Origin of the sequence: Cupriavidus basilensis, from assembly GCF_029335485.1 — a bacterium.
Lineage (GTDB): Bacteria > Pseudomonadota > Gammaproteobacteria > Burkholderiales > Burkholderiaceae > Cupriavidus > Cupriavidus basilensis_E.
Window position 1 is genome coordinate 1 of sequence record NZ_JARJLM010000019.1, and the last position, 18,962, is coordinate 18,962.

The window sequence follows — 18,962 nt, forward strand, 5'->3', positions numbered from 1 at the left end:
AATCAGCCGTCGCCATTAATGGCGGCCTCCTTGATCAGGCCGAGCTGGGTCAGCGCAGCCACCCCGTCGTCCAGGCCGAGTTCTTCCACAATCCTGCCGTCGATCACCTTCAGCACGGTAGTACCGGTGAAGTGCATCCTGCGGCCAGTTGCGGCAGGCAAACCGCCAATCAGGAAGTCACCAAATGCCGGGCCCGTGTGGGTACCGCCACCTTCCCACTGGCCGACGACATAGTCGCCTTCGGCGATCAGCTCAGCCGTGCCCCAGAAGTTGAGATCGGGGAACGCGGCACGAAAGTCGGTCATGAAGGCCTTGATATCCTCGCGACCACGGCGAGGCTCGTGCAACGAATACTTGAGCAGCATGTTCGGGGCCGCAATCTCATCGATCACCGCCAGGTTGACATTCTTGCCCCAGAATTCCGTGAACCAACGATCGACGACGGCCTTGTTCTGCTCTTCTTTGCTCATGGAAAGGTCCTCACAGTTAGTTTCGGGAAGGTGCATCGAAACCATTCGATGCCCTGAGCAAGAGAATAGGCATCCCCGCGTTGTTCAGAACTCCGATTCTTGCTGCACAAACCAATCCGAAGATCGAGGCACCGGCGCACTGGCCAGCAGGCAGTCAGCGCGACTCAAGCAGAAGCATCTGCAGTTTGGGCGGCACTATCGGATGGATGTCGAGGCGCTGCTGGCTCGAAACGCGCAAGCGACTCGAATAAGCAGAGCCGCCGCAATGGCTGCCCCGAGTCATGGCCTGCCCACCGATCGCATTAGGCGGGCGACGATCGAAGCCATTGAACATTGTTCGCGGTTGAACGATCCTTTGCCGCGTCGGACCGGGCTGTGTTGAACGGCATTCTGTTCGTGTTCAAAACCGGAATACGCTGGTGCGACCTGTCGACCAAGTTGGGCTTTGGTTCAGGCCCGACCTGCTGGCGGCGTCTGCGCGACTGGCAGAAGGCGGGCGTGTGGGGCCGACTGCACGAGTTGCTGCTCGCGAAGCTACGCGAGGCGGGCCAACTCGATCTCTAACGAGCAGCCGTCGATTCGTCGTCGGTGCGAGCTGTTGAGGCGGGCGAAAAACGGGCCCGCAAATTAATTCATTTGATTCATTCATTTGAATGAATTACTATAAACGCACCATCCACTTCAAAGGAGTGCAACATGTTCGCTCAACCCGCCCCGCTGTCGCTGGCGGAAAGAGACCGGCGCTGGAACCTTGCCCGCGACATCATGCGGACGGAAGACCTGCGGGCTCTGATCGTCTACGGCGACCGGGAAGCGGCCGCGCCCGCCGGCTTCTCACCGGACAGTTATTTCAGCAATGACCGCCCCGGATCCATCGTGTGTTTCATCGGCGACGAAAAGCCCCGGGTCTATACCTTCGCGTCGCTGATGATCGCTGACCACATCCAAGCGGCCTTGCGCGGTGACCTGCAATGGATCTCGCCGGAACATCTATATGTGGGCAAGTCTGGCCGCGATGTTGGCGCTTGGCTGGCGCAACGGGGACTGGACGGCGGCCGGATCGGCATCATCGGGCTAGAACCCTACCCGCCTTTCTATTTCGATGGCGCCATGCCGGCACGCACCATGCAGGGACTGGAGCAAGCGCTGCCGAAGGCGGAATTCCAGCCCGTGTACAAGGCTTTCTTCAAACGCGCCTCGGTCAAAAGCGAAGAAGAGCTGGGGTTGATTCGCTATGCCGCCCGGATCGGCGAAGCCATGAGTGAAACGCTGCGCGCCACCGCCAAACCGGGCGTCAGCGAGGCTGACCTGGTGGCCGCGGTCGTCGCCGCCTGCTTCTCCATGGGCGGCTATACCGCCGAGATCCTGTTGGGATCCGGCCCCGAATATGTGGGCTGGGGACCGCCTGCGTGGCAGTACCGCTCGCAATCGCCGCGAACCCTGCGCGAGGGCGACATCGTGCTGTCGGAGATCTTCGCGCTCTATGGCTTGATGGAAACCCAGCATCAGGCCGCAGTTGCTGTCGGCGAGGTGCATCCGAACATCCTGCGCGCTGCGGACGTCGCCCGTGCCAGCTACGAAGCCGGAATGATGGCGCTACGCGCCGGCAACACCTTCGGCGACCTGGTCGATGCCATGGAAGCTCCCCTTCTGGCGTCGGGCGGATGGCATGTGCATCCGCTGGTGCACAGCATCAATCCTTACGGCCCGGTAGGCTTTGGCACCGCGCCCGGCATAGAATCGCTGCCTGAAGCCGCCCGCTATCCGCAACTCAGGCCCTTGCCGACAGTAGGGCGGGAACTTCCACTGCAGACAGGCATGTGCTTTGCGTTTGAACCCAATTGCGGTTTCGGGCGCCATTTGGCCAATATTGGCGGCACGGTCATCGTGGGAGAACAAGGTGGCATTGCGCTGAACGAGAACTCAACCCGGCTGATGCGTGCCGACGGCTAGGGCTGATGGTCGCCGGCCGCGGCCTCGCGCAGACGCAGGCCGGCGACATGGAAAACGACACCGAAATGAGCAGATCGACTATTGAAGACCCATCCACCGACCGCGCAGCCGAGACGCGTGAACGGCTAATCCAGGCCGGACTGGCACTGTTCAGCCGGCTGGGCCTGGAAGGCGTGCGCACACGGCAGTTGTCGGAAGCCGCAGGCGTGAACCAAGCCGCCATTCCTTACCATTTCGGCGGCAAGGAAGGCGTCTACGCCGCAGTGCTGGAACAGACCGCGCAAGACATCGTCCAGCGCCTGGACTTGCCTGCCGCGCCGCCCGCCACGGCCAAGGAAGCCGCGACCCAGCTGGATGGGCTCATGCGCGCTTTCACTACGGCGTTGCTGGACTCGGAGACTGCCGCTGCCCGCAGCCTACTGCTGGCGCGCGAGCAGCTCCAGCCCACGCCGAAGTTCGACGCTATCCAGGTCGTCCTGTTCGTGCCGCTACATGAAGCCGTGACGGCGCTGGTGGCGGCAATCCGGTGCGAGACACCCGACAGCCCCGAAAGCATCCTGCGCGCCCATGCCATCTTGGGCCAGGCTATCGTATTCGCCGTGGCGCGCGAGGCTCTGCTGCGGCGCCTTGGCGCCAAGCGCCTTACCCGCGACATGGTGGCGGAAATCGCCGATTTGGTCGGAAACACGGCAGTGAGCGCGGCCAAGGGCTAAGGCTTTTCGGACTGGCGTGGGTTAGACCCATGGCCTCTTGCCGAGAGGCCTTTGAGGCCGCTCGATGTCGCCGGCATTTAGCGTTGGCCCGCGAATTATCAACGAGTCAGGCGCGGGGAGTCCAAGCCAAGCGACTCACCTGCCCGAAAGCGCAAAGATGCACGACGCCAGGATTCAACCCTGACGGGATCAAACTGCCCCAGCCAGGGGCAACAGGTCCAGGGTTCGATGATGTTCGACACCCAGCGCATCGGCACCGCGTTTCTGCCGGACCAGTCCGGCCAGGTACTCCGCGTCGCGGGCGATGCCCGAGAAGCGGCCCGAGCCCCAGGTGTGCAGCCATGGCAGGCCAAGGAAATACAGCCCATCCTGCGCGGTCACGCCGCGCACGTGGCCCGGATAGCCGCGCCCGTTGAAGACCGGCGCCTCCAGCCAGCTGAAATCCGGGCGGAAGCCGATGCACCAGACGATGGCGCCGATGCCGGCCTCGGCCAGGTCCAATGCCCAACGTTCCTCGCCCGGCGTCCATACCGGCGCATACGTGCTGGCGGCCGGCGCGGCGATGCCGTGCCTGTCGATGTATTTGTCGATGCTGGCGTTGATGCGGTTGTAGGTATCGTCCGCATCGTCGAGGTTGGCTTTCAGGTTCGGCGTAAAGCGCAGCTTGCCGTCATGGAAGTCTTCGAGCGAACCGAACAGCTCCATGCCTTCGGTGGCGAACCTGCGCAGGTCGATATCGCGTCCGCCATCGCGCCCGGTCACATAGTGGTTGGTGTTGTCGCGCACGCCTTCGCGCAGCGGATGCTCCTGCACCGGCATGTCGTAATACTGCATGTCCGCCAGCCAGTCCACTACGTCGCGGCCGCGGTAGAAGCGCGCGCAGCGCGGCGCCTCGCCGACGGCCAGGAACACCTTGCGGCCGGCCAGGTGCAGGTCTTCCGCGATCTGCGCGCCGGACTGGCCCGAGCCCACCACCAGCACGCCGCCCCCCGGGAGGGCTTGCGGGCTGCGGTACTCGGAGGACTGCATCTGCCGGATGCCGGCGGGCAGCCGCTCCGCCATGCGCGGCACGATCGGTGTGTGATAGCCGCCCGAGGCCACCACCACCTGCCCTGCGGTGAAGTCACCCTGCGAGGTGGAGACCAGGTAGCCACCCTGCTCCAGCGGCTTCACGCGCCGGACCTCGGCGTGCTCCAGCACGGGCGCGTCGACCATGCCGATAAAGCCGTCGAGATAGGCGATGATCTCATCCTTCTTCATGAACCCGTGCGGATCGTCGCCCTGATAGGGATAGCCCGGCAAGGCACACTGCCAGTTCGGCGTGACCAGGCAAAAGGCGTCCCAGCGCTGGCTGCGCCAGGTGTGGGCGACGGTGTGCTTCTCGATCACGAGATGATCGATGCCGGCCTGCTTGAGGTAGTAGCTCATGGACAAGCCGGCCTGGCCTCCGCCGACGACGATCACGCTGTAATGTCTGGGAGGCGTGGCCGTGGCCTTGGTTTCGCTGAGGGTGTTCGACATGATGCGTCCTTCCTTGAATACGGTGATATGCAATGCAGTAGGGTGAAGTGCGTTCAGCGCTGGGCTAACGGCCAAAGCCAAGCACGCGCACCGTGGCGTCCGGCTGCGCGCCGAAGCGCGCGGCGGTGCTCTCTATCTGTTCAAGCTGGTCCATCGCGGACGAGCAGGCGTAGCCATACCTCGCCCTGACGCGCTCGGAGGCGCTGCCCAGCGCCTGCCGTGCACGGACCAGGAATTCCTCCAGCGCGTAGTCCTGCCCGGCGACGAAGAATTCGCTGACCACCGATGACGGGGAATAGCACGTGGCTTCGCTCTGATCGGGCCAACGTACCCGGAAATGCGTGACTGGCATGACAGCTCCTCAGGCATCGGCTGGGGTGGTGCCCCGCGCCGGCGCACCGGCCTGCGGAACGATGAATGCATCACGCGCGAAGTCCCACAGCAGTGCGCTTTCGCCGGCCCCGCTGACCGAGACCTGCCGTGAATCGTCGATGATGCCGATCTGCGCACAGGCAATGTCCCGCGCCCTGAAGCGCGCGCTCACGCGCTCCACGTCCGGCTCGCGCACGGCCAGCAGGAACCCGTAGCTGGGAAACGCCGTGAGCCAGCGCTGCAGCGGTACGCCCGCCGGCGCCGGCACGCGCTGCAAGTCGATCCGGGCGCCAACGCCGGAGCACTCCAGCAGCATCAGCGCCGTACCCAGCGTACCGGCCATGCTGATGTCCTTGGCGGCGGCGCACAGGCCCTCTTCGGCCAGCGCTGGCAGCAGTTCCAGATCGGCCCGCAGCCGCCCGGCCGGCGCCTCGGTGGAGGCGTTCCAGTAGGGATATGGCTCGGCAAAGGCGCCGCGCAGGTCAACCGCCATCAGCAGCCGGTCACCCGGACGCGCCGCGAAGCTGGAGAGCAGGCTGCCCGCCCGGCCGACAATGGCCACCGCAAGCTGGCCGTGATCGCTGCGGGCATTGCTGTGGCCGCCGACGATGGGCACGCCGTACGCCGCCGAGGCTGCCGCCATGCCCCTGAGCACTTCGGCGGCGTCGCCCACGCCCTGGCTCCAGATGGCATCCACCACCGCCAGCGGGCGGCCGCCCATGGCATAGACGTCGCTGACATTGACCATCACCGCGCTGTAGCCGGCGAACCACGGCTTGGCACGGATGAAGTCGCTGACCATGCCCTCGATGGCGAACAGCAGGTAGCCATCCTGATCCGCAATGACGGCGCAATCGTCGCCCACGGCAACGGCCTGGCCGAGATCGCCCACCCCGCCCGGCAGCGCATTGCCCAGCGCCGACAGCACGCCAGCGATATCCCGCTTGTGGCCGAAGCCGCGGCTGGCGCGCAGGCTTTCCACGATTTGTGCGACATGCATGCTCAGCTCCTGCCCAGCGTCGACATGCCGATGCGCGGCGTCAGGCAGGCCGGGTAGTGGTCCATGCCGGCCTGCATCAGGTGGTGCGGGCGGCCAAGCAGGGTTTCCTCGGCCAGCACGGCCCAATGCAGGCGGAGGAACAGCGGCACGTTCTGGCTTTGCACATGCGCGAGGAATGTCTTGCAACCCAGCCCATGCGCGCTGCTGACCGCGAGCTTGATCAGCGTCGCGCCGATCCTGCCGTGGCTGCGATACGCGGCATGCACGGCAAGGCGGGAGCCAAACCAAACGCCAGGCTCGGCTTCATGGATGCGTACCGTGCCAACCACCATCCCGGGTCCGTCCGCTTCGCATTTCACCGCGACCAGCAGTTGCGCCACATCGTCGATCTCGTCGCGATCGTCGTCCTTGAAAATACGCTGCTCGTGGCAGAACACCGCCCGGCGCAACGCCATGGCCTGCTCCACCTCCCACCCGGCCCCGGCCCAGCGGATGCGGAATGCTGTCGCCGCGGGCACCTCAACGCAAAGATCGTCGCTCATGCGGCCACCTCCTCATACGAAGACAGCGAGGAGCACGCGCCGCACTTGCCGCAGCCCGCCTTGATATCCGCCGAGCGCATGCCCGCCGCGCCGATCATGGCGCCGAGCGGCTTGAGGATGGACTTCATGAATTCAGACGGCGGCGCCGGATGGTCTTCCAGCGGCGTGCCCGTGATCGGCACAAAGGGCACCACGAAAGGATAGACACCCAGCTCGACCAGCTCGCGCGAGACCGACAGGATGGTCTCGGCGCTGTCGCCAAGCCCGGCGAGGATATACGTACTCACCTGCCCCCGGCCAAACACGGCTACCGCAGCCTTGAATGCTTCCATATAGCGGCTGACCGGCACCGCCGCCTTGCCGGGCATGATGCGTTCGCGCAGGGCGGGCGTCACCACTTCCAGGTGCATGCCCAGCGTATCGATGCCGGAGGCCTTCATGCGATCGAACCAGCGATCATCGTCCGGCGGTTCGCATTGCGCCTGGATGGGCAGATCGACCGCCGCCTTGATCGCGAAAGCGCTTTCGCAAAGCATGCGGGCGCCCCGGTCCGGCGTGGGCGGCGTGCCGGTGGTCAGCACCATATGCTTGACGCCATCCAGCAGCACCGCGGCGCGCGCCACTTCGGCCAGTTGCTCCGGCGTCTTGCGGGCGATGGTGCGCCCGGCGGCCAGCGACTGCCCGATCGCGCAGAACTTGCAGGTCTTGCGCCGGCTCTCGTAGCGGATGCAGGTCTGCAGCACCGTGGTGGCCAATACATCCGCGCTGTGCAGCGTAGCGATCTGGGCGTACGGCACGCCATCCAGCGTCTGCAGCCCGTAGAAACGCGGTGCTTTCGGAAAGCTGATATCGGCGATCGGGATCGTGCCGCGCATCAGCGCGCTGGTGCCCTTGCCATCCGGCGGCGACGCCACGTACGGCGAATGCCAGGCGGTATTGGTGTGCACCGGCACCATGATGGTCACGCCATCGATGGTCACCGCCTTATGGTCGGACGGTCCCGCGCCGCCGCGCCGGCTGGCCGCGCCCGCCGCCGGGTCCAGCAGGCGCAGCCCCACCGATTGCAGCTCGGTCCGAAGTTCAGTTACCGACAACCGGCTCGAGGCCGGCATCATCTCGCTGGAGTTCATGATGGGTGCTCCCGTGGAAGTTGGAGAAGGCGGCGGCCATGGGCGAGGCAGTGGCCGCCGGCCGGTCGTTGATGGCAAGGCTGAGCAGTTCGGGCCGGGCGTAGTGCCCCACCGAATCCATCATTCGCTTGCGCTTGGTGATGAGCGACAGATCGAGATCGGCAATCACCATGCCCTCGCCCTCGCGCAGCGGCGGCGCCAGGTGCTGGCCCTCCGGCGACACGATGGCGGTGTTGCAGCCGCCGCGCAGCGCCTTCTGCAAGGCGGGGTCGGTGGTCACCGAGGCGATCTGCCCGTCGGTGAGCCAGCCGGTGGCGTTCACCACGAAGCAGCCGGATTCCAGCGCGTGGTGGCGGATGGTGACCTCGATCTGCTCCGCAAAGACCGGCCCCACCAGCGAGCCGGGAAACTGGCTGCAGTGGATTTCCTCGTGCTGGGTCATCAGCGCGTAGCGGGCCAGCGGGTTGTAGTGCTCCCAGCAGGCCAGCGCGCCCACGCGGCCGATGGCGGTGTCGGCCACCTTCAGGCCGGCCGCGTCGCCCTGGCCCCAGATCATGCGTTCATGGAAGGTCGGCGTGATCTTGCGGCGCTTGAGCGCCAGGCGGCCATCGGTATCGAAGATCAGTTGCGTGTTGTAGAGGCTGCCATGGTCGCGTTCGTTGACGCCCAGCACCACCACCATGCCGTGCCGGCGCGCGCGCTCGGCCACGGCATGGGTGACGGGGCCGGGCACCACCACCGCCAGCTCGTACAGGCGCATATGGTCGCCGCCGGACTGCACGGGCGGCCGTACGAAGGAAAAGTACGGGTAGTACGGCAGGAAGGTTTCCGGAAAGACGATCAGCTGCACGCCTTCCCGCGCGGCGCGGTCGATGGCCTCGCAGACTTTGCCGAGGGTGCCTTCGCCTTGCTCGAGGTCCGGTGAGATCTGGACCGCGGCCGCGCGCACAATGCGTTTCTGTGACATGGTGGTGCCCGCCTTTTTCTATCTGCCTATCTATCTATCTGCCTATCCGTGTCTCAAACGGTCCAGGTATCCAGGATCAGCGCGTTCTCCTTGCGGTGGATCAGCTTCAGGTCCAGCACGTCGAGCGGGCTGATCGGGCGGATGCCTTCGATCAGCGAGGCCTCGCCGTGGCCATAGAGCGCTTGCAGCGCAAAGCGGCAGGCGTAGACCTTGCCGCCCTCTTCCATGAACTTGGTGATCTGCTTGTTGAAGTTGAGGTGGCCGGCGAAGGCTTCGTCGCCCAGCGTGGGAAAGCCGCGCTGCAGGCCAAGCGTCACGCCCGGGCCGTACAGCAGGATGGAAGTCTCGAAGCCCTTGCGCTGCAGCCGCGTGGCCTGCAGCAGGTTGACGAAGCCGATCGAACCTTCGAAGGCGACGGTGTGGAAGGTGACCAGCGCCTTCTCGCCCGGCTCCGCCTTCACGTCCTCGAAAACCTTCTCTTCGTAGTCGACCAGGAAATCGCCTTTCTTGTGGGCCGGTTTGTTGACTGCGGGCATGCTGTGCTCCATGGGGATGGTGGGTTCAATCGATCGTTCGATGTGTCGTTTCGATCGATCGGCCGGGGGGCCGACACCACACCATGAGCACGCGCCATGCCATATATCCCACCTACGGATGCAATCAATTGCCGATCAAGCACACAATCACTCATTGATCGCATCGGTGATTTTTCCGGAAGGCGGAAGTTGACCGGCTTGCTTGTGCACTGGCGGACACAGTTCAATTTGGGGCATGCACCGCCGCGACACGTGCCGGCACTGGCCGGACGCCCGCAAGCAGTGCAATCCGGGCGATCACGCACCATCATTGCGCAACGCTAGATGCGATCACTTTCCGCACGGAAAACGATCATTGTGATAGCCTGACGGCTCGGTATCGCCTCCCCTGAAGCCACCCCCGAACCGCCTGGAGCCCACCTTGTCCGCAATGGCCAGCCATTGGCTGAAACGCCTCTCCGAGAGCGCCAAACCCGCTTACCTGGCGATCCCCGACCTGATCGAGGAAGACCTGGCAAGCGGCCGCCTGCAAGCGCGCGACCGCCTTCCGGCACTGCGCGATCTGGCCGATGCGCTGCGGCTCAACTACACCACCGTGGCACGCGCCTACGCCGAAGCCCGCAAGCGCGGGCTGATCGACGCCAAGGCCGGCAGCGGCACCTTTGTACGGGGGCGTCCGCCCGCGCTGCCGCTGCGCGCCGGCACCGGTGCCGAGATGACCATGAACAACCCGCCCGAGCCGCCTGCGCTGACGGCAAAGCTGCGAGAGTCGGCGGCCCGCCTGATGAGCACGACGGATCCCTATGACCTGCTGCGCTACCAGGATTTCGGCGGCACGCCGGCCGACCGCGCCGTGGCCGTGGAATGGCTGAAGCGATATGTGCCCGCCTGCCGTCCGGATACCGTGCTGATCTGCCCCGGCATCCACAGCGCGCTGGTGGCGCTGGTATCGCTGCTGGCCCGTCCCGGCCAGACCATCTGCCTGGATGCGCTGGCCTACCCCGGCATCAAGGCCATCGCCACGCAACTCGGCGTGCAGCTGCAAGCCCTGCCCGGCGACGAGGAAGGCCCGCTCGGGCCGGCATTCGAGACGCTGTGCAAGACGCAGAAGCCGAGTGCGCTGTACTGCAACCCGACCTTGCAGAATCCCAGCACCAGGACCATGCCGCAAGGCCGGCGCGAGATCCTGGCCGATATCGCCCTGCGCTACAACGTGCCGATCATCGAGGACGATGCCTACGGCATGCTGCCGCAGCGCACGCCCGATGCGCTGGCCACGCTGGCGCCGGAGCTCACCTACTACGTCACCGGCCTGTCGAAGTGCTTTGGCGCGGGATTGCGCATTGCCTTCATCAACGGCCCCACCGCGCGCCAGACCCAGCGGCTGGCCGGCACGCTGCGCGCCACCACCGTCATGGCGAGCCCCTTCAACACGCTGCTGGCCACGTCATGGATCAAGGACGGCACGGCGGAAGACATGCTCAAGGCCATCCGCGCCGAGAGCGTGGCCCGGCAGCTCCTGGCCCGGGAGGTATTCGCGGCGCGCCCCTACGACGCGGACCCGGAAGGCTTCCACCTGTGGCTACCGATACCGGCGGACAGCGGCTGGCGCCCTTCCGAACTGGCGCTGCACCTGCGCTCGCGCGGCATCGGCGCGGTATCGAGCGCCGCCTTCTCCACCGATGGCAACCCGCCGGACGCGATCCGGCTCTGCCTGGGCGGACCGGGCGACCGCGATGAGGTGGAGGAATCGCTGCAGATCGCGGCCGATACGCTGGACGATCCCCACCACCTGCATTCGGCGATGCTGTAGCCGGGCAGCCCGGGCCCGGACCGGAATCGCGGTTATCGGACGCCCGCCGCGCGCCAGGAGGCATGCTGGTATGGCCTTGCCTCATCGCGCCGGAGCAACGGTGCATACCCGTGCAAATCCTGCGGCGCGATGCCGTAGGCGCGGCGGAATGCGCGTGTAAAGCTCGACGCATTATTGAAGCCCAGCCCCGCGGCGATATCCTGCACCTGCAGATGCGGAAAGCGAACCAGCTCATCGGCCGCCGTTCGCAGCCTGCGGCTGCGGATATAAGCGGCCAGGCCGCCTTCATGCGCGAACAGCCGGTACACGCTGGCGCGCGACAGGCGCAGCGATTGCAGCACGCTCTCCGGGGACAGGCCGGGGTCGTGCAGATTGGCCTCGACATACCGCCGCACTTGTCCGTACACCGCGGCCCGCACCGCCGCGCGCGCGTTGCCGGAAAGACCCACCTGCCGGCTGAACGCCGCGGCCAGCAGTTCGACCGCGGTACGAAAGGACTGAGCCGCCTCCTCCTTGCCCAGGCCCACGATCTGCCGGTTGAGCGTCACCAGATGCGCGACCAGCAGGCGCGTCAAGGGTGTGTTGGCCTCAACCAGGCGGCCATGCAGCGAGGCGGCATCGGGGAACGCAGCTTCCACCACGGCCCGCGGCACAAAGAACAACAGCATCCGGCTCTGAAAACTCCGGATGGTGCACGGCTGATCCATGTCCACCGCGAGGATGCTCGGCACGGACGGCATGTGCGGCGCGTCAGGCCGTTGCTTGCCGCCCAGGAAACGCGCAGGCGCCCCTTCCAGGAACACGCTGAAGGAAACGTCGCGGACGTTCTCGGTCGACACGCGCCCCAGCGACCGCTCGGCCACGTTGGGGGCGGTGCGCATGTCGAAGAAGGTCAGATCGTCGATCGAGTACCGGAACAGCGAAGCATCGAAGGTCTGCTCGCCGTCCGTCGAGGCAGGCCGTATGTCGTAGACCGGACTCATCCGCTCCTGCCAGGCCAGGAAACTGAAACGGGCGTCGCCCTGCACGCTGAAATTGCTGTGCACGATGCCCGGCGCAAGCGCCGGCCGCTCTGGCGGCAACAACAGTCGGCTTAGCGGCATGCGCGCGGGCAGCAGGTTGATCGTGCGTGGGGGCGCATCGCGGATCTCCGTATCGTTGCGGCCCGCCCGGTGCGGCGGGATTCCGGTTTGATCCCCGACCCTCCCCCGTGCGCGCCAGTGTGGGGGCAAAGGAATATAGCAGGAATCGGCGTTGCCGGATTTCACCGGATTCCAGCAATGCCTGCTTGCCGAAGTGGCCTTTTCTACACACACAAGACGAAGATCCGGCGCGCACCTGGCCATCAGGCAAGTCCCCCCTTCCCCGAGAACCGCTCCCGGTATTCGGACGGCGACACCTGCAGATAGCGCACGAACGCCCTGCGCATGATTTCTTCCGAGGAAAAGCCGCAAGCCTGCGCCACCGACTTGATCGGCTGCGCATGCGATTCGATCAGGCCGCAGGCGCGTTCCAGCCGGATCTTTTCCACCGCGCGCGCCGGGGTCATGCCGGTCTGCTGCCGATAGAAGCGCGCAAAGGTGCGCGGCGTCATGGACATGCGCTCGGCCAGCGACGGCACATCCAGCCGATGATGCAGATGGCTGGCGATCCACGCGTTCAGCCCCGCGATCCGCCCGTCCTGCGCGCTTTGCTCCAGCAGCGCGCTGCTGAACTGGGACTGCCCGCCGGGCCGCTTGTAGAACACCACCAGCGTCTTGGCCACGGCCATGGCGATCTCGCGCCCGGCATCCGCTTCCACCATGCCCAGCGTCATGTCGATGCCGGCGGTCACGCCCGCTGAACTCCAGTACCGGCCCTCGCGAAAAAAGATGGCGTCGCGCTGCACCTTGAGCGCGGGGAACGCCTCGGCAAGCTGGTCGCACGCAGCCCAGTGCGTCACCACCTGGCTGCCGTCAAGCAAGCCGGTGCGCGCGAACAGGAAAGCCCCCGTGCATACCGAAGCGATGCGCTCCACCCTTGGCGCCGCGCGGCGAATCCACTGCACCAGCGCATCGGTTGCCGGCCGGTCCCACACGCCTGGCCCGCCGGGAATGATCAGCGTATCCGTCTTGCGCCCAAGCCGCGCGGGCATGGCCCGCGCGTTCAGCTCGACGCCCCCGGAACTGTCCACCAGGCCGGGCGCGAGGCTGCACACGTGGGTCCGGTACTGCGGCGGGCGCCCTGCCTGCCGGAGCAGGTCGTTGGCGGTGGCAAAGACCTGCAACGGCCCGCAGACGTCCAGCACCTGGAAACGATCGAATACGAGGAAGCGGATATGGCGAAGCGGCATGGCAGAAATCGTGGGCTGATTGTCATTTCAGACAGATAGCCCGATTGTATATTCCTGCCACGACTACCACGATCCATCGTCCGGGATACCCCGGGACCCAACCAACAAGGACCCTCTCCATGCAAATCGGCATGCTGGTTTTTCCGGACATCACCGCCACCGACTACGTGGCGCCAGCAGACCTGCTGGTGCGCATGCCGGGCGCGCAGCTGCAACTGGTGTGGAAGCACACCGACCCGATCGCCACCGAGCTCGGCTGGGAATTTCGCGCCACCAGGCGCATGGACGATTGCGGCCAGCTGGACATGCTCGTCGTCCCCGGCGGGCCAGGCCTCGGCAGGCTGCTGGACGACGAAGAGGTACTGCGCTTCCTGGCGCGGCAGGCCGCGGGCGCGCAATGGATCGTGGGTATCTGTACCGGCCCCCTGCTGCTGGGTGCCGCCGGCTTGCTCAAAGGCTACGCGGCGACGTGCCACTGGGCATCGCATGCGCTGCTGGAACTGGTCGGCGCCAAACCCGTGGACCAGCGCGTGGTGGTGGACCGCAACCGGGTGACCGGGGCAGGCGTGACATCGGGCATCGATTGCGCCTTGCGCGTGATCGCACTGGCCGGCGGCGATGCCGTGGCGCAGGGCGTTCAACTCTTCGCCGAATACGATCCGCAGCCTCCCTTCGACAGCGGCAGCCCGCACAAGGCACCCGCCGCCATCGTGGCGGCGATGCGCGCGAAGATGCAGCCCATCGTGCAAGCGCGCGGCGCAATCCTGCGCAAGCGGCTGGGCTGAGGACCGCCGGGCACGGCCATCGCCGCCCGGCACTTTCTTTCGCCGCATCCTGCGGCGATACCTGTGGAGGATTTCATGTTCCGTGCCATTGCATCCCGCCGGTCACGCGGCGCCGCCCGCGCCTTCCTGCTATGCGGCGCCCTATGGGCATTGTCGGCACCGTGCGCTGCCCTGGCGCAGGACGCGCGCGGCCCCGTCAGGCTGCTGGTGGGCTACCCGCCCGGCGGCCCCGCCGATACGGCCGCACGCATCGTTGCGGAAAAACTCACGCAGGCACTGGGCAGGACCGTGCTGGTGGACAACCGCCCGGGCGCGGGCGGCCAGATTGCCGCGCAGGCCCTGAAGGTTGCACCGGCGGACGGCTCGGTCCTGCTCCTGAGCAACACCCACACCGTGGCCACGATTCCGCTGACGGTCAGGAACGCGGGCTTCTCGCCGGCCACCGATTTCCGCCCGGTGGGCACCATTGCCACATTCGAGCTTGCCCTGGCAGTGCACCCGAAGACGGGCGCGACCAATCTGGCCGGCCTTGGCGCATGGTTCGCCCGTCACCCCGGCGAGACAGGCATCGGCGTGCCGGCCGCGGGCAGCGCCCCGGAATTCGTCGCCGGCAAAATCTCAAAGGCGCTGAAGGCAGACACGGTACCCGTGCCATATCGCGGAGCGGCGCCCCTGGTGCAGGATCTTCTCGGCGCACAAGTGGCGGCGGGCATCTCCGGCGTGTCGGACTTCCTGCCCTACCACCAGAACGGCAAGCTGCGCATCATCGCTGTATCCAACCCCACGCCGCTGCTGCCTGGCGTGCCCTCGTTCGCGCAGGCCGGCATCGCCGGGCTCGCCCTCACCGATTTCCTGGGCCTGTATGCGCCCGCCGCAACGCCCGACGCCATCGTCGTACGCTACAACGCCACACTGAATCGCGTGCTGGCCATGCCGGAAATCGGGGAAAAGCTGCGGGAGCATGTCATGCTGCCCGCGCCGGGCACACCGGCGGAGCAGGCGCAGCGGCTGGCCCAGGTGAGCACGGCGCTGGCGGGCGTCGTGCGCGAGAGCGGCTACCGGCCGCAATAGGCGGATTGCAGGAGAGCGTGCCAGGCGTGGATATCCGTGGGCCTGCGTGTGGCGTCTTCCGACAAACAGTGACCGGAGCGCCACAGGTTGCGGCGTCGCATGAGACGTGGCCAGGGCCGGGCTGTACCGGCAGAGTGCGCCTCGTCGACTCCGCCAGTCTTCGGTCTTGGTATGCTACCTGACCAGTTGCATCCCTGCGATTTTGGCTGCCTTCGTGTCAAATGTCACCGTGTACTCGCACTGCGCGTCATGGCACGTTCGCTCGATCAAACAGTCGGCGAAATCGGCTGACGATCCGGCGTAGAGCCGCAGTGCTTTCCAGACCGTTTCCGCAGTTTCGACAAGCAGTTCCTTCGTTCTTAGTAGCGTCTCAATCACCTGTGTGACCTCTTCGCGGTTCGCATCGTACGCTCGCGTAAGGACCCAAACCACCTCGACAAGTGCCACCTGCGTGACATAGCCGGGGTTTTGGGCCGTCAGCGATTCGATCAAAGCAGTAGCCTTCTTCGCTTGCACCGCATCATCTTGCGCGATGTACCGGACCAACACATTTGTATCCAGACCGATCATCGGGCCGCGGCCCCCTGTTCAGCGATTGCCGTATTCATGTCCTCTATCGACACCGGTTTCGCTGGCTTGCGGATGATCCCTTTCAAGGCCGCCACGGACCGGGTGGCGGGAACCATCTCATATCGCCCAGATTGCTCATTGAGCACAAATTCGACCCGGTCCCCGGTAGACAGTCCCAAATGAGTCCGAACGTCCACTGGAATCGTGACCTGTCCTTTCGATGTCAAGGTGGCGGAAGCCATAACTCCTCCATGTTTCTGATTCCTTACAATATGGTAAGGAAATGCGGAATGCAAGGGCCTCCAATGCCAAGGCGTCTGCACGATGCCTTTCCGAAACGTTACTTCGACGCCATGGCGCTGGTCTCGCTGCTTACGTCACGCTGGATACGGGAGAACCAATTCTCCACCTGGTTCAGCCACGACGAATTTGAACTGCCAGGCGGAATATGCTGCATTGCGGCAATTCCTGCACCACACGGAAGTAGAAGACACGCTTCGATGGATCAGGATCCAATGATGCCGGGGGGGTGTGCGACCCGCTCTGGCACTTGCCTTACCCCGCAACAAAAGGACCGCTTTTTCCGCTGTTTCCGCACGAAGGCAAAAAAAAAGGTGTAGGCAGGGGAGACAGCCTACACCTTTGAGGAATGGCAACAACGGGGTCAGTCGCGTTGCCATGGACAAGTATGCTGCAAGGCAGCAGATACGGTACCCTGACGAGGAAGGGAGCCTTCCGGTCCGGATTCTGCCGCTGCAATTCCGGCCTCATGCATGGGCTCGCCCCCATCCTCCCGCTCCGGCAAGCCGATTTGAAGAATGCGCCGGACTTCGGCGATGGATTGCCGTTTGGGTGCGCATACGCGTCTAGCGCCAATGGACCACGACCTCGGCGCCGTGGCAGGCCGCGTAGTGATCGCACCCATCGCAAGCCGGCTCCGGGCAGGGTTGCAGGTCAAGCCGCTCGCAGAGCTGGTGGTAGAAGAACTTCTTCCACTTCATGTCGGTGATATTGGCCTCGTATAGCGGCCGGAAATATGCCTGAAGCAGGCGAGACACATCGTGCCTGCCCGACAGCCCCATGTCATGCCAGAGATGAGAGCCGCCGAAGCAGCCACTGGCCAGGGCATGCGCGGCCCAGCGGGTTTCCGGGCGGGCCGGATTTCCTGCGGCGATGAACATCTGGGCCAGGTCGGGAAACTCGCAAGGCAGCGCCGCGGCGTCGACCGGCGCCGACTCCGGCGCCCACCCTGCCGCCCGCGCACCGGGAAAGCAGTGCTCCAGCATCTGCCAGAACTCCGGCTCCGCCAGCCCGAGCCATTGCGCGAACCTGGGCAGCCTGCCCGCGTTGGCGCTCTCCAGCACACCGGCAAGCGCGCGGCTCGCCGGTTCGCCGGGCGCCAGCGAAAATGCATCCAGGATCAGCAACGACTGGTTCACGGCAACGCCTTGTGGAAATAGGCCCGCAAGCGCCGGTTGCCCCAATGCCGCCCTTCCCCGGCGGCAGGCATGGCCTGCGATAGTCCAATGACCGAAATATAGCTATGTATATAGCGGTAGTCAACGCGGTGTCGCTGCTTGCATTCCTGGCGATACGCCAGCGAATAAAGCGATCAAAATGATTTACAAGTTATCTGCAAATTATCTACAGCCCCGATCCCAAACCACCTGGCGCCTGGCTAGAGCACCAGGCGCTCGAACGGCACGGGCGGTGAAATGGCGTATCCCTGCAGCAGATCGGCACCGAGCGATCTTGCCAGCAGCATATCGTCCGGGCTCTCTACCCCCTCGGCAACCGTCTGCAGCTCCAGCGAGCGGGCCAGATGGATAGAGGAAGAGAACAGCAACCGTGCACGCTCTGCGTGGCGCGCACGGTGCAGCAGGGTCTTGTCGACCTTGACCTGCTTGAACGGCAGCAGCCCAAGGGCTTGCAGCGAGGCATAGCCGGACCCGAAATCGTCCTGCGAAATCACCACGCCGCGCGCCGACAGCGCGCCGAGGTTCGCCAGCAGCCGGGCCTCGCTGCCGCGCGAGATCCGGGTCTGCTCCGTCACCTCCAGCACCACCCGCGCAAGATCCAGCCCGTGGGAGAGACTCGCGCGCAGTACCTCCTGGACAAAGCCGGCGCAAGCCGCCGTCTTCGGGCTGACGTTGAGCGAAAACCGCCCCTGGTAGCCGGGAAAACGCGTCAGCACCTGGCTGCAGGCACCAAGGAAATAATCCAGCAGGAGTGTCTCCACCCCCAGGCTGGTGATGCTGCCGACAAACTTCTCCGGCCTGTGGTGCCTCCCCTTGTCGGACCAGCGCGCCAGCACTTCGATCCCGACGATGCCACCGTGCTGCGCGCTGATCTGCGGCTGGAATACCGGATAGATGTGGCCCAGCCCGATCGCGCCGATGAGATCGCTCCGGGTAAGCGCAAGCAGGTCGGCGCCATCCAGGCTGCGTTCGCCGGCCTGCGCTCCCGCTTCCACCGTCGAAGACTGCGCCATGATCCGTCGCAACCGCACCACGCGTGCAATGCGCGAGGCACAGACGTAGCCCGGTCCGCCTCGCGGCACGGCGGTGCTCTCGCCGTCACTCGATATCGTTGCGCCGTGAGACGCCCGGCCACTGAAAAACGCGTAATGCAATCTAACCTCCTGGAGGCATCTGGACGGCCGGGCACGACATGCGCACCAGGTAAGCAGGTACCGCAAACAGCGGCAAACCCATACCGCCCGGTAACTCTATTTCCATTGGCTCCCGCTGGCTCTCGTTGGCCCCGTTGCCTTTGGTTAGTTACCGGCAAATTCAAACGACGGCAAACCCAGGCCCATCGCGCATTCCCGCTCGCGCTTGCGCTCCGGGCTTATGTCATCCGGATCCTATTCTTCCAGCACGGGGCAGGCCACAGTCGATCCCCATTCCCCTCCAAAGGATGACCACCCACGAAGGCAGGGTACTGATGCAATACAAGCCGTAAGACAATCCACCTCAGCAAGACTGACCCCTTGCTGAACCACTCAAGGGGTGTAGGAGCGCCCTGCGCCTACACCCTTCTTTTTTTGCCTCGCCGCTACGGCGACTCTCGCCATCGGCATGCTGGCGCACTGGCAATAAAGCGTGGTTCACACAAGAAGACCACGCCGCGCTGCCGGCCTCCCCTCTTTTCGCCTTGCAACAGAAGTGCGCCAAGCGCACCTCCT

Annotated in this window: 19 protein-coding genes and 1 pseudogene; 6 read left to right on the forward strand and 14 right to left on the reverse strand. The window is 65.2% G+C overall.

What is annotated here, in order from left to right; all coding sequences use genetic code 11:
- Positions 1-2: 2 nt before the first annotated feature.
- Entirely contained in the window at positions 3-470 is a 468-nt protein-coding gene (locus tag P3W85_RS01405) for an ester cyclase (RefSeq protein WP_276263458.1), read from the reverse strand.
- 363 nt (positions 471-833) lie between these two features.
- Here P3W85_RS01405 and P3W85_RS01410 point away from each other — a divergent pair.
- The 3 genes and pseudogenes from P3W85_RS01410 to P3W85_RS01420 form a co-directional block, all read left to right on the forward strand.
- A pseudogene (locus P3W85_RS01410) lies at positions 834-1,031 on the forward strand (transposase); the annotation flags it as partial.
- Between the two features lie 135 nt (positions 1,032-1,166).
- Positions 1,167-2,423, forward strand: coding sequence for a M24 family metallopeptidase (locus tag P3W85_RS01415; RefSeq protein ID WP_017224930.1), 1,257 nt, complete (start codon positions 1,167-1,169; stop codon positions 2,421-2,423).
- 5 nt (positions 2,424-2,428) lie between these two features.
- On the forward strand, positions 2,429-3,136 hold the full coding sequence (locus P3W85_RS01420) for a CerR family C-terminal domain-containing protein (protein ID WP_276263459.1): 708 nt from the start codon (positions 2,429-2,431) through the stop codon (positions 3,134-3,136).
- A gap of 189 nt (positions 3,137-3,325) precedes the next feature.
- Here the strand turns inward: P3W85_RS01420 and P3W85_RS01425 are convergent, their stop codons facing one another.
- The 7 genes from P3W85_RS01425 to P3W85_RS01455 form a co-directional block, all read right to left on the reverse strand.
- Positions 3,326-4,657, reverse strand: coding sequence for an MSMEG_0569 family flavin-dependent oxidoreductase (locus P3W85_RS01425; RefSeq protein WP_276263460.1), 1,332 nt, complete (start codon positions 4,655-4,657; stop codon positions 3,326-3,328).
- Positions 4,658-4,721: 64 nt separating this feature from the next.
- Positions 4,722-5,009, reverse strand: a complete 288-nt coding sequence (locus tag P3W85_RS01430) for an MSMEG_0570 family nitrogen starvation response protein (protein WP_017226886.1) — start codon at positions 5,007-5,009, stop codon at positions 4,722-4,724.
- A 9-nt stretch (positions 5,010-5,018) separates the two neighbouring features.
- A complete protein-coding gene (locus P3W85_RS01435; RefSeq protein WP_276263461.1) occupies positions 5,019-6,029 on the reverse strand; it encodes a sll0787 family AIR synthase-like protein in 1,011 nt (336 codons plus the stop codon).
- A gap of 2 nt (positions 6,030-6,031) precedes the next feature.
- Positions 6,032-6,571 (reverse strand): MSMEG_0567/Sll0786 family nitrogen starvation N-acetyltransferase, encoded by a 540-nt coding sequence (locus tag P3W85_RS01440; protein WP_276263462.1) that lies wholly within the window; start codon positions 6,569-6,571, stop codon positions 6,032-6,034.
- Entirely contained in the window at positions 6,568-7,701 is a 1,134-nt protein-coding gene (locus tag P3W85_RS01445; protein WP_276263463.1) for an MSMEG_0568 family radical SAM protein, read from the reverse strand. Before P3W85_RS01445 ends, P3W85_RS01440 begins: the two co-directional genes overlap by 4 nt.
- A complete protein-coding gene (locus tag P3W85_RS01450) occupies positions 7,652-8,668 on the reverse strand; it encodes a Nit6803 family nitrilase (RefSeq protein WP_276263464.1) in 1,017 nt (338 codons plus the stop codon). The genes P3W85_RS01445 and P3W85_RS01450 overlap by 50 nt, the downstream gene beginning before the upstream one ends.
- A gap of 53 nt (positions 8,669-8,721) precedes the next feature.
- Positions 8,722-9,204, reverse strand: coding sequence for an MSMEG_0572/Sll0783 family nitrogen starvation response protein (locus P3W85_RS01455; RefSeq protein ID WP_035811662.1), 483 nt, complete (start codon positions 9,202-9,204; stop codon positions 8,722-8,724).
- Positions 9,205-9,625: 421 nt separating this feature from the next.
- On the opposite strand from P3W85_RS01455, the gene P3W85_RS01460 reads away from it, so the two are divergent.
- A complete protein-coding gene (locus P3W85_RS01460) occupies positions 9,626-11,017 on the forward strand; it encodes a PLP-dependent aminotransferase family protein (protein WP_276263465.1) in 1,392 nt (463 codons plus the stop codon).
- 32 nt (positions 11,018-11,049) lie between these two features.
- Here P3W85_RS01460 and P3W85_RS01465 read toward each other — a convergent pair whose 3' ends face one another.
- Together P3W85_RS01465 and P3W85_RS01470 are read right to left on the reverse strand one after the other, a co-directional pair.
- Positions 11,050-12,120: a helix-turn-helix domain-containing protein gene (locus P3W85_RS01465; RefSeq protein ID WP_276263466.1), complete on the reverse strand. Its 1,071-nt coding sequence runs from the start codon at positions 12,118-12,120 to the stop codon at positions 11,050-11,052.
- Between the two features lie 242 nt (positions 12,121-12,362).
- Positions 12,363-13,349: a GlxA family transcriptional regulator gene (locus P3W85_RS01470; RefSeq protein WP_276263467.1), complete on the reverse strand. Its 987-nt coding sequence runs from the start codon at positions 13,347-13,349 to the stop codon at positions 12,363-12,365.
- 119 nt (positions 13,350-13,468) lie between these two features.
- Between P3W85_RS01470 and P3W85_RS01475 the strand changes: the two genes are divergently transcribed.
- Positions 13,469-14,134 carry a DJ-1/PfpI family protein gene (locus P3W85_RS01475; RefSeq protein ID WP_276263468.1) on the forward strand — a complete coding sequence of 222 codons (666 nt, stop codon included), beginning with the start codon at positions 13,469-13,471 and terminating at the stop codon, positions 14,132-14,134.
- A gap of 75 nt (positions 14,135-14,209) precedes the next feature.
- Entirely contained in the window at positions 14,210-15,205 is a 996-nt protein-coding gene (locus tag P3W85_RS01480) for a tripartite tricarboxylate transporter substrate-binding protein (protein ID WP_017226876.1), read from the forward strand.
- 174 nt (positions 15,206-15,379) lie between these two features.
- Here P3W85_RS01480 and P3W85_RS01485 read toward each other — a convergent pair whose 3' ends face one another.
- From P3W85_RS01485 to P3W85_RS01500, 4 genes are all read right to left on the reverse strand, one after another.
- On the reverse strand, positions 15,380-15,775 hold the full coding sequence (locus tag P3W85_RS01485) for a PIN domain-containing protein (protein ID WP_017225081.1): 396 nt from the start codon (positions 15,773-15,775) through the stop codon (positions 15,380-15,382).
- Entirely contained in the window at positions 15,772-16,017 is a 246-nt protein-coding gene (locus tag P3W85_RS01490; protein ID WP_017225080.1) for an AbrB/MazE/SpoVT family DNA-binding domain-containing protein, read from the reverse strand. The genes P3W85_RS01485 and P3W85_RS01490 overlap by 4 nt, the downstream gene beginning before the upstream one ends.
- 624 nt (positions 16,018-16,641) lie before the next feature.
- Positions 16,642-17,214 (reverse strand): nitrogen fixation protein NifQ, encoded by a 573-nt coding sequence (locus P3W85_RS01495; RefSeq protein WP_276263469.1) that lies wholly within the window; start codon positions 17,212-17,214, stop codon positions 16,642-16,644.
- A 239-nt stretch (positions 17,215-17,453) separates the two neighbouring features.
- Complete coding sequence (locus tag P3W85_RS01500) at positions 17,454-18,266, reverse strand: EAL domain-containing protein (protein WP_276263470.1); 813 nt, start codon at positions 18,264-18,266, stop codon at positions 17,454-17,456.
- Positions 18,267-18,962 lie beyond the last annotated feature (696 nt).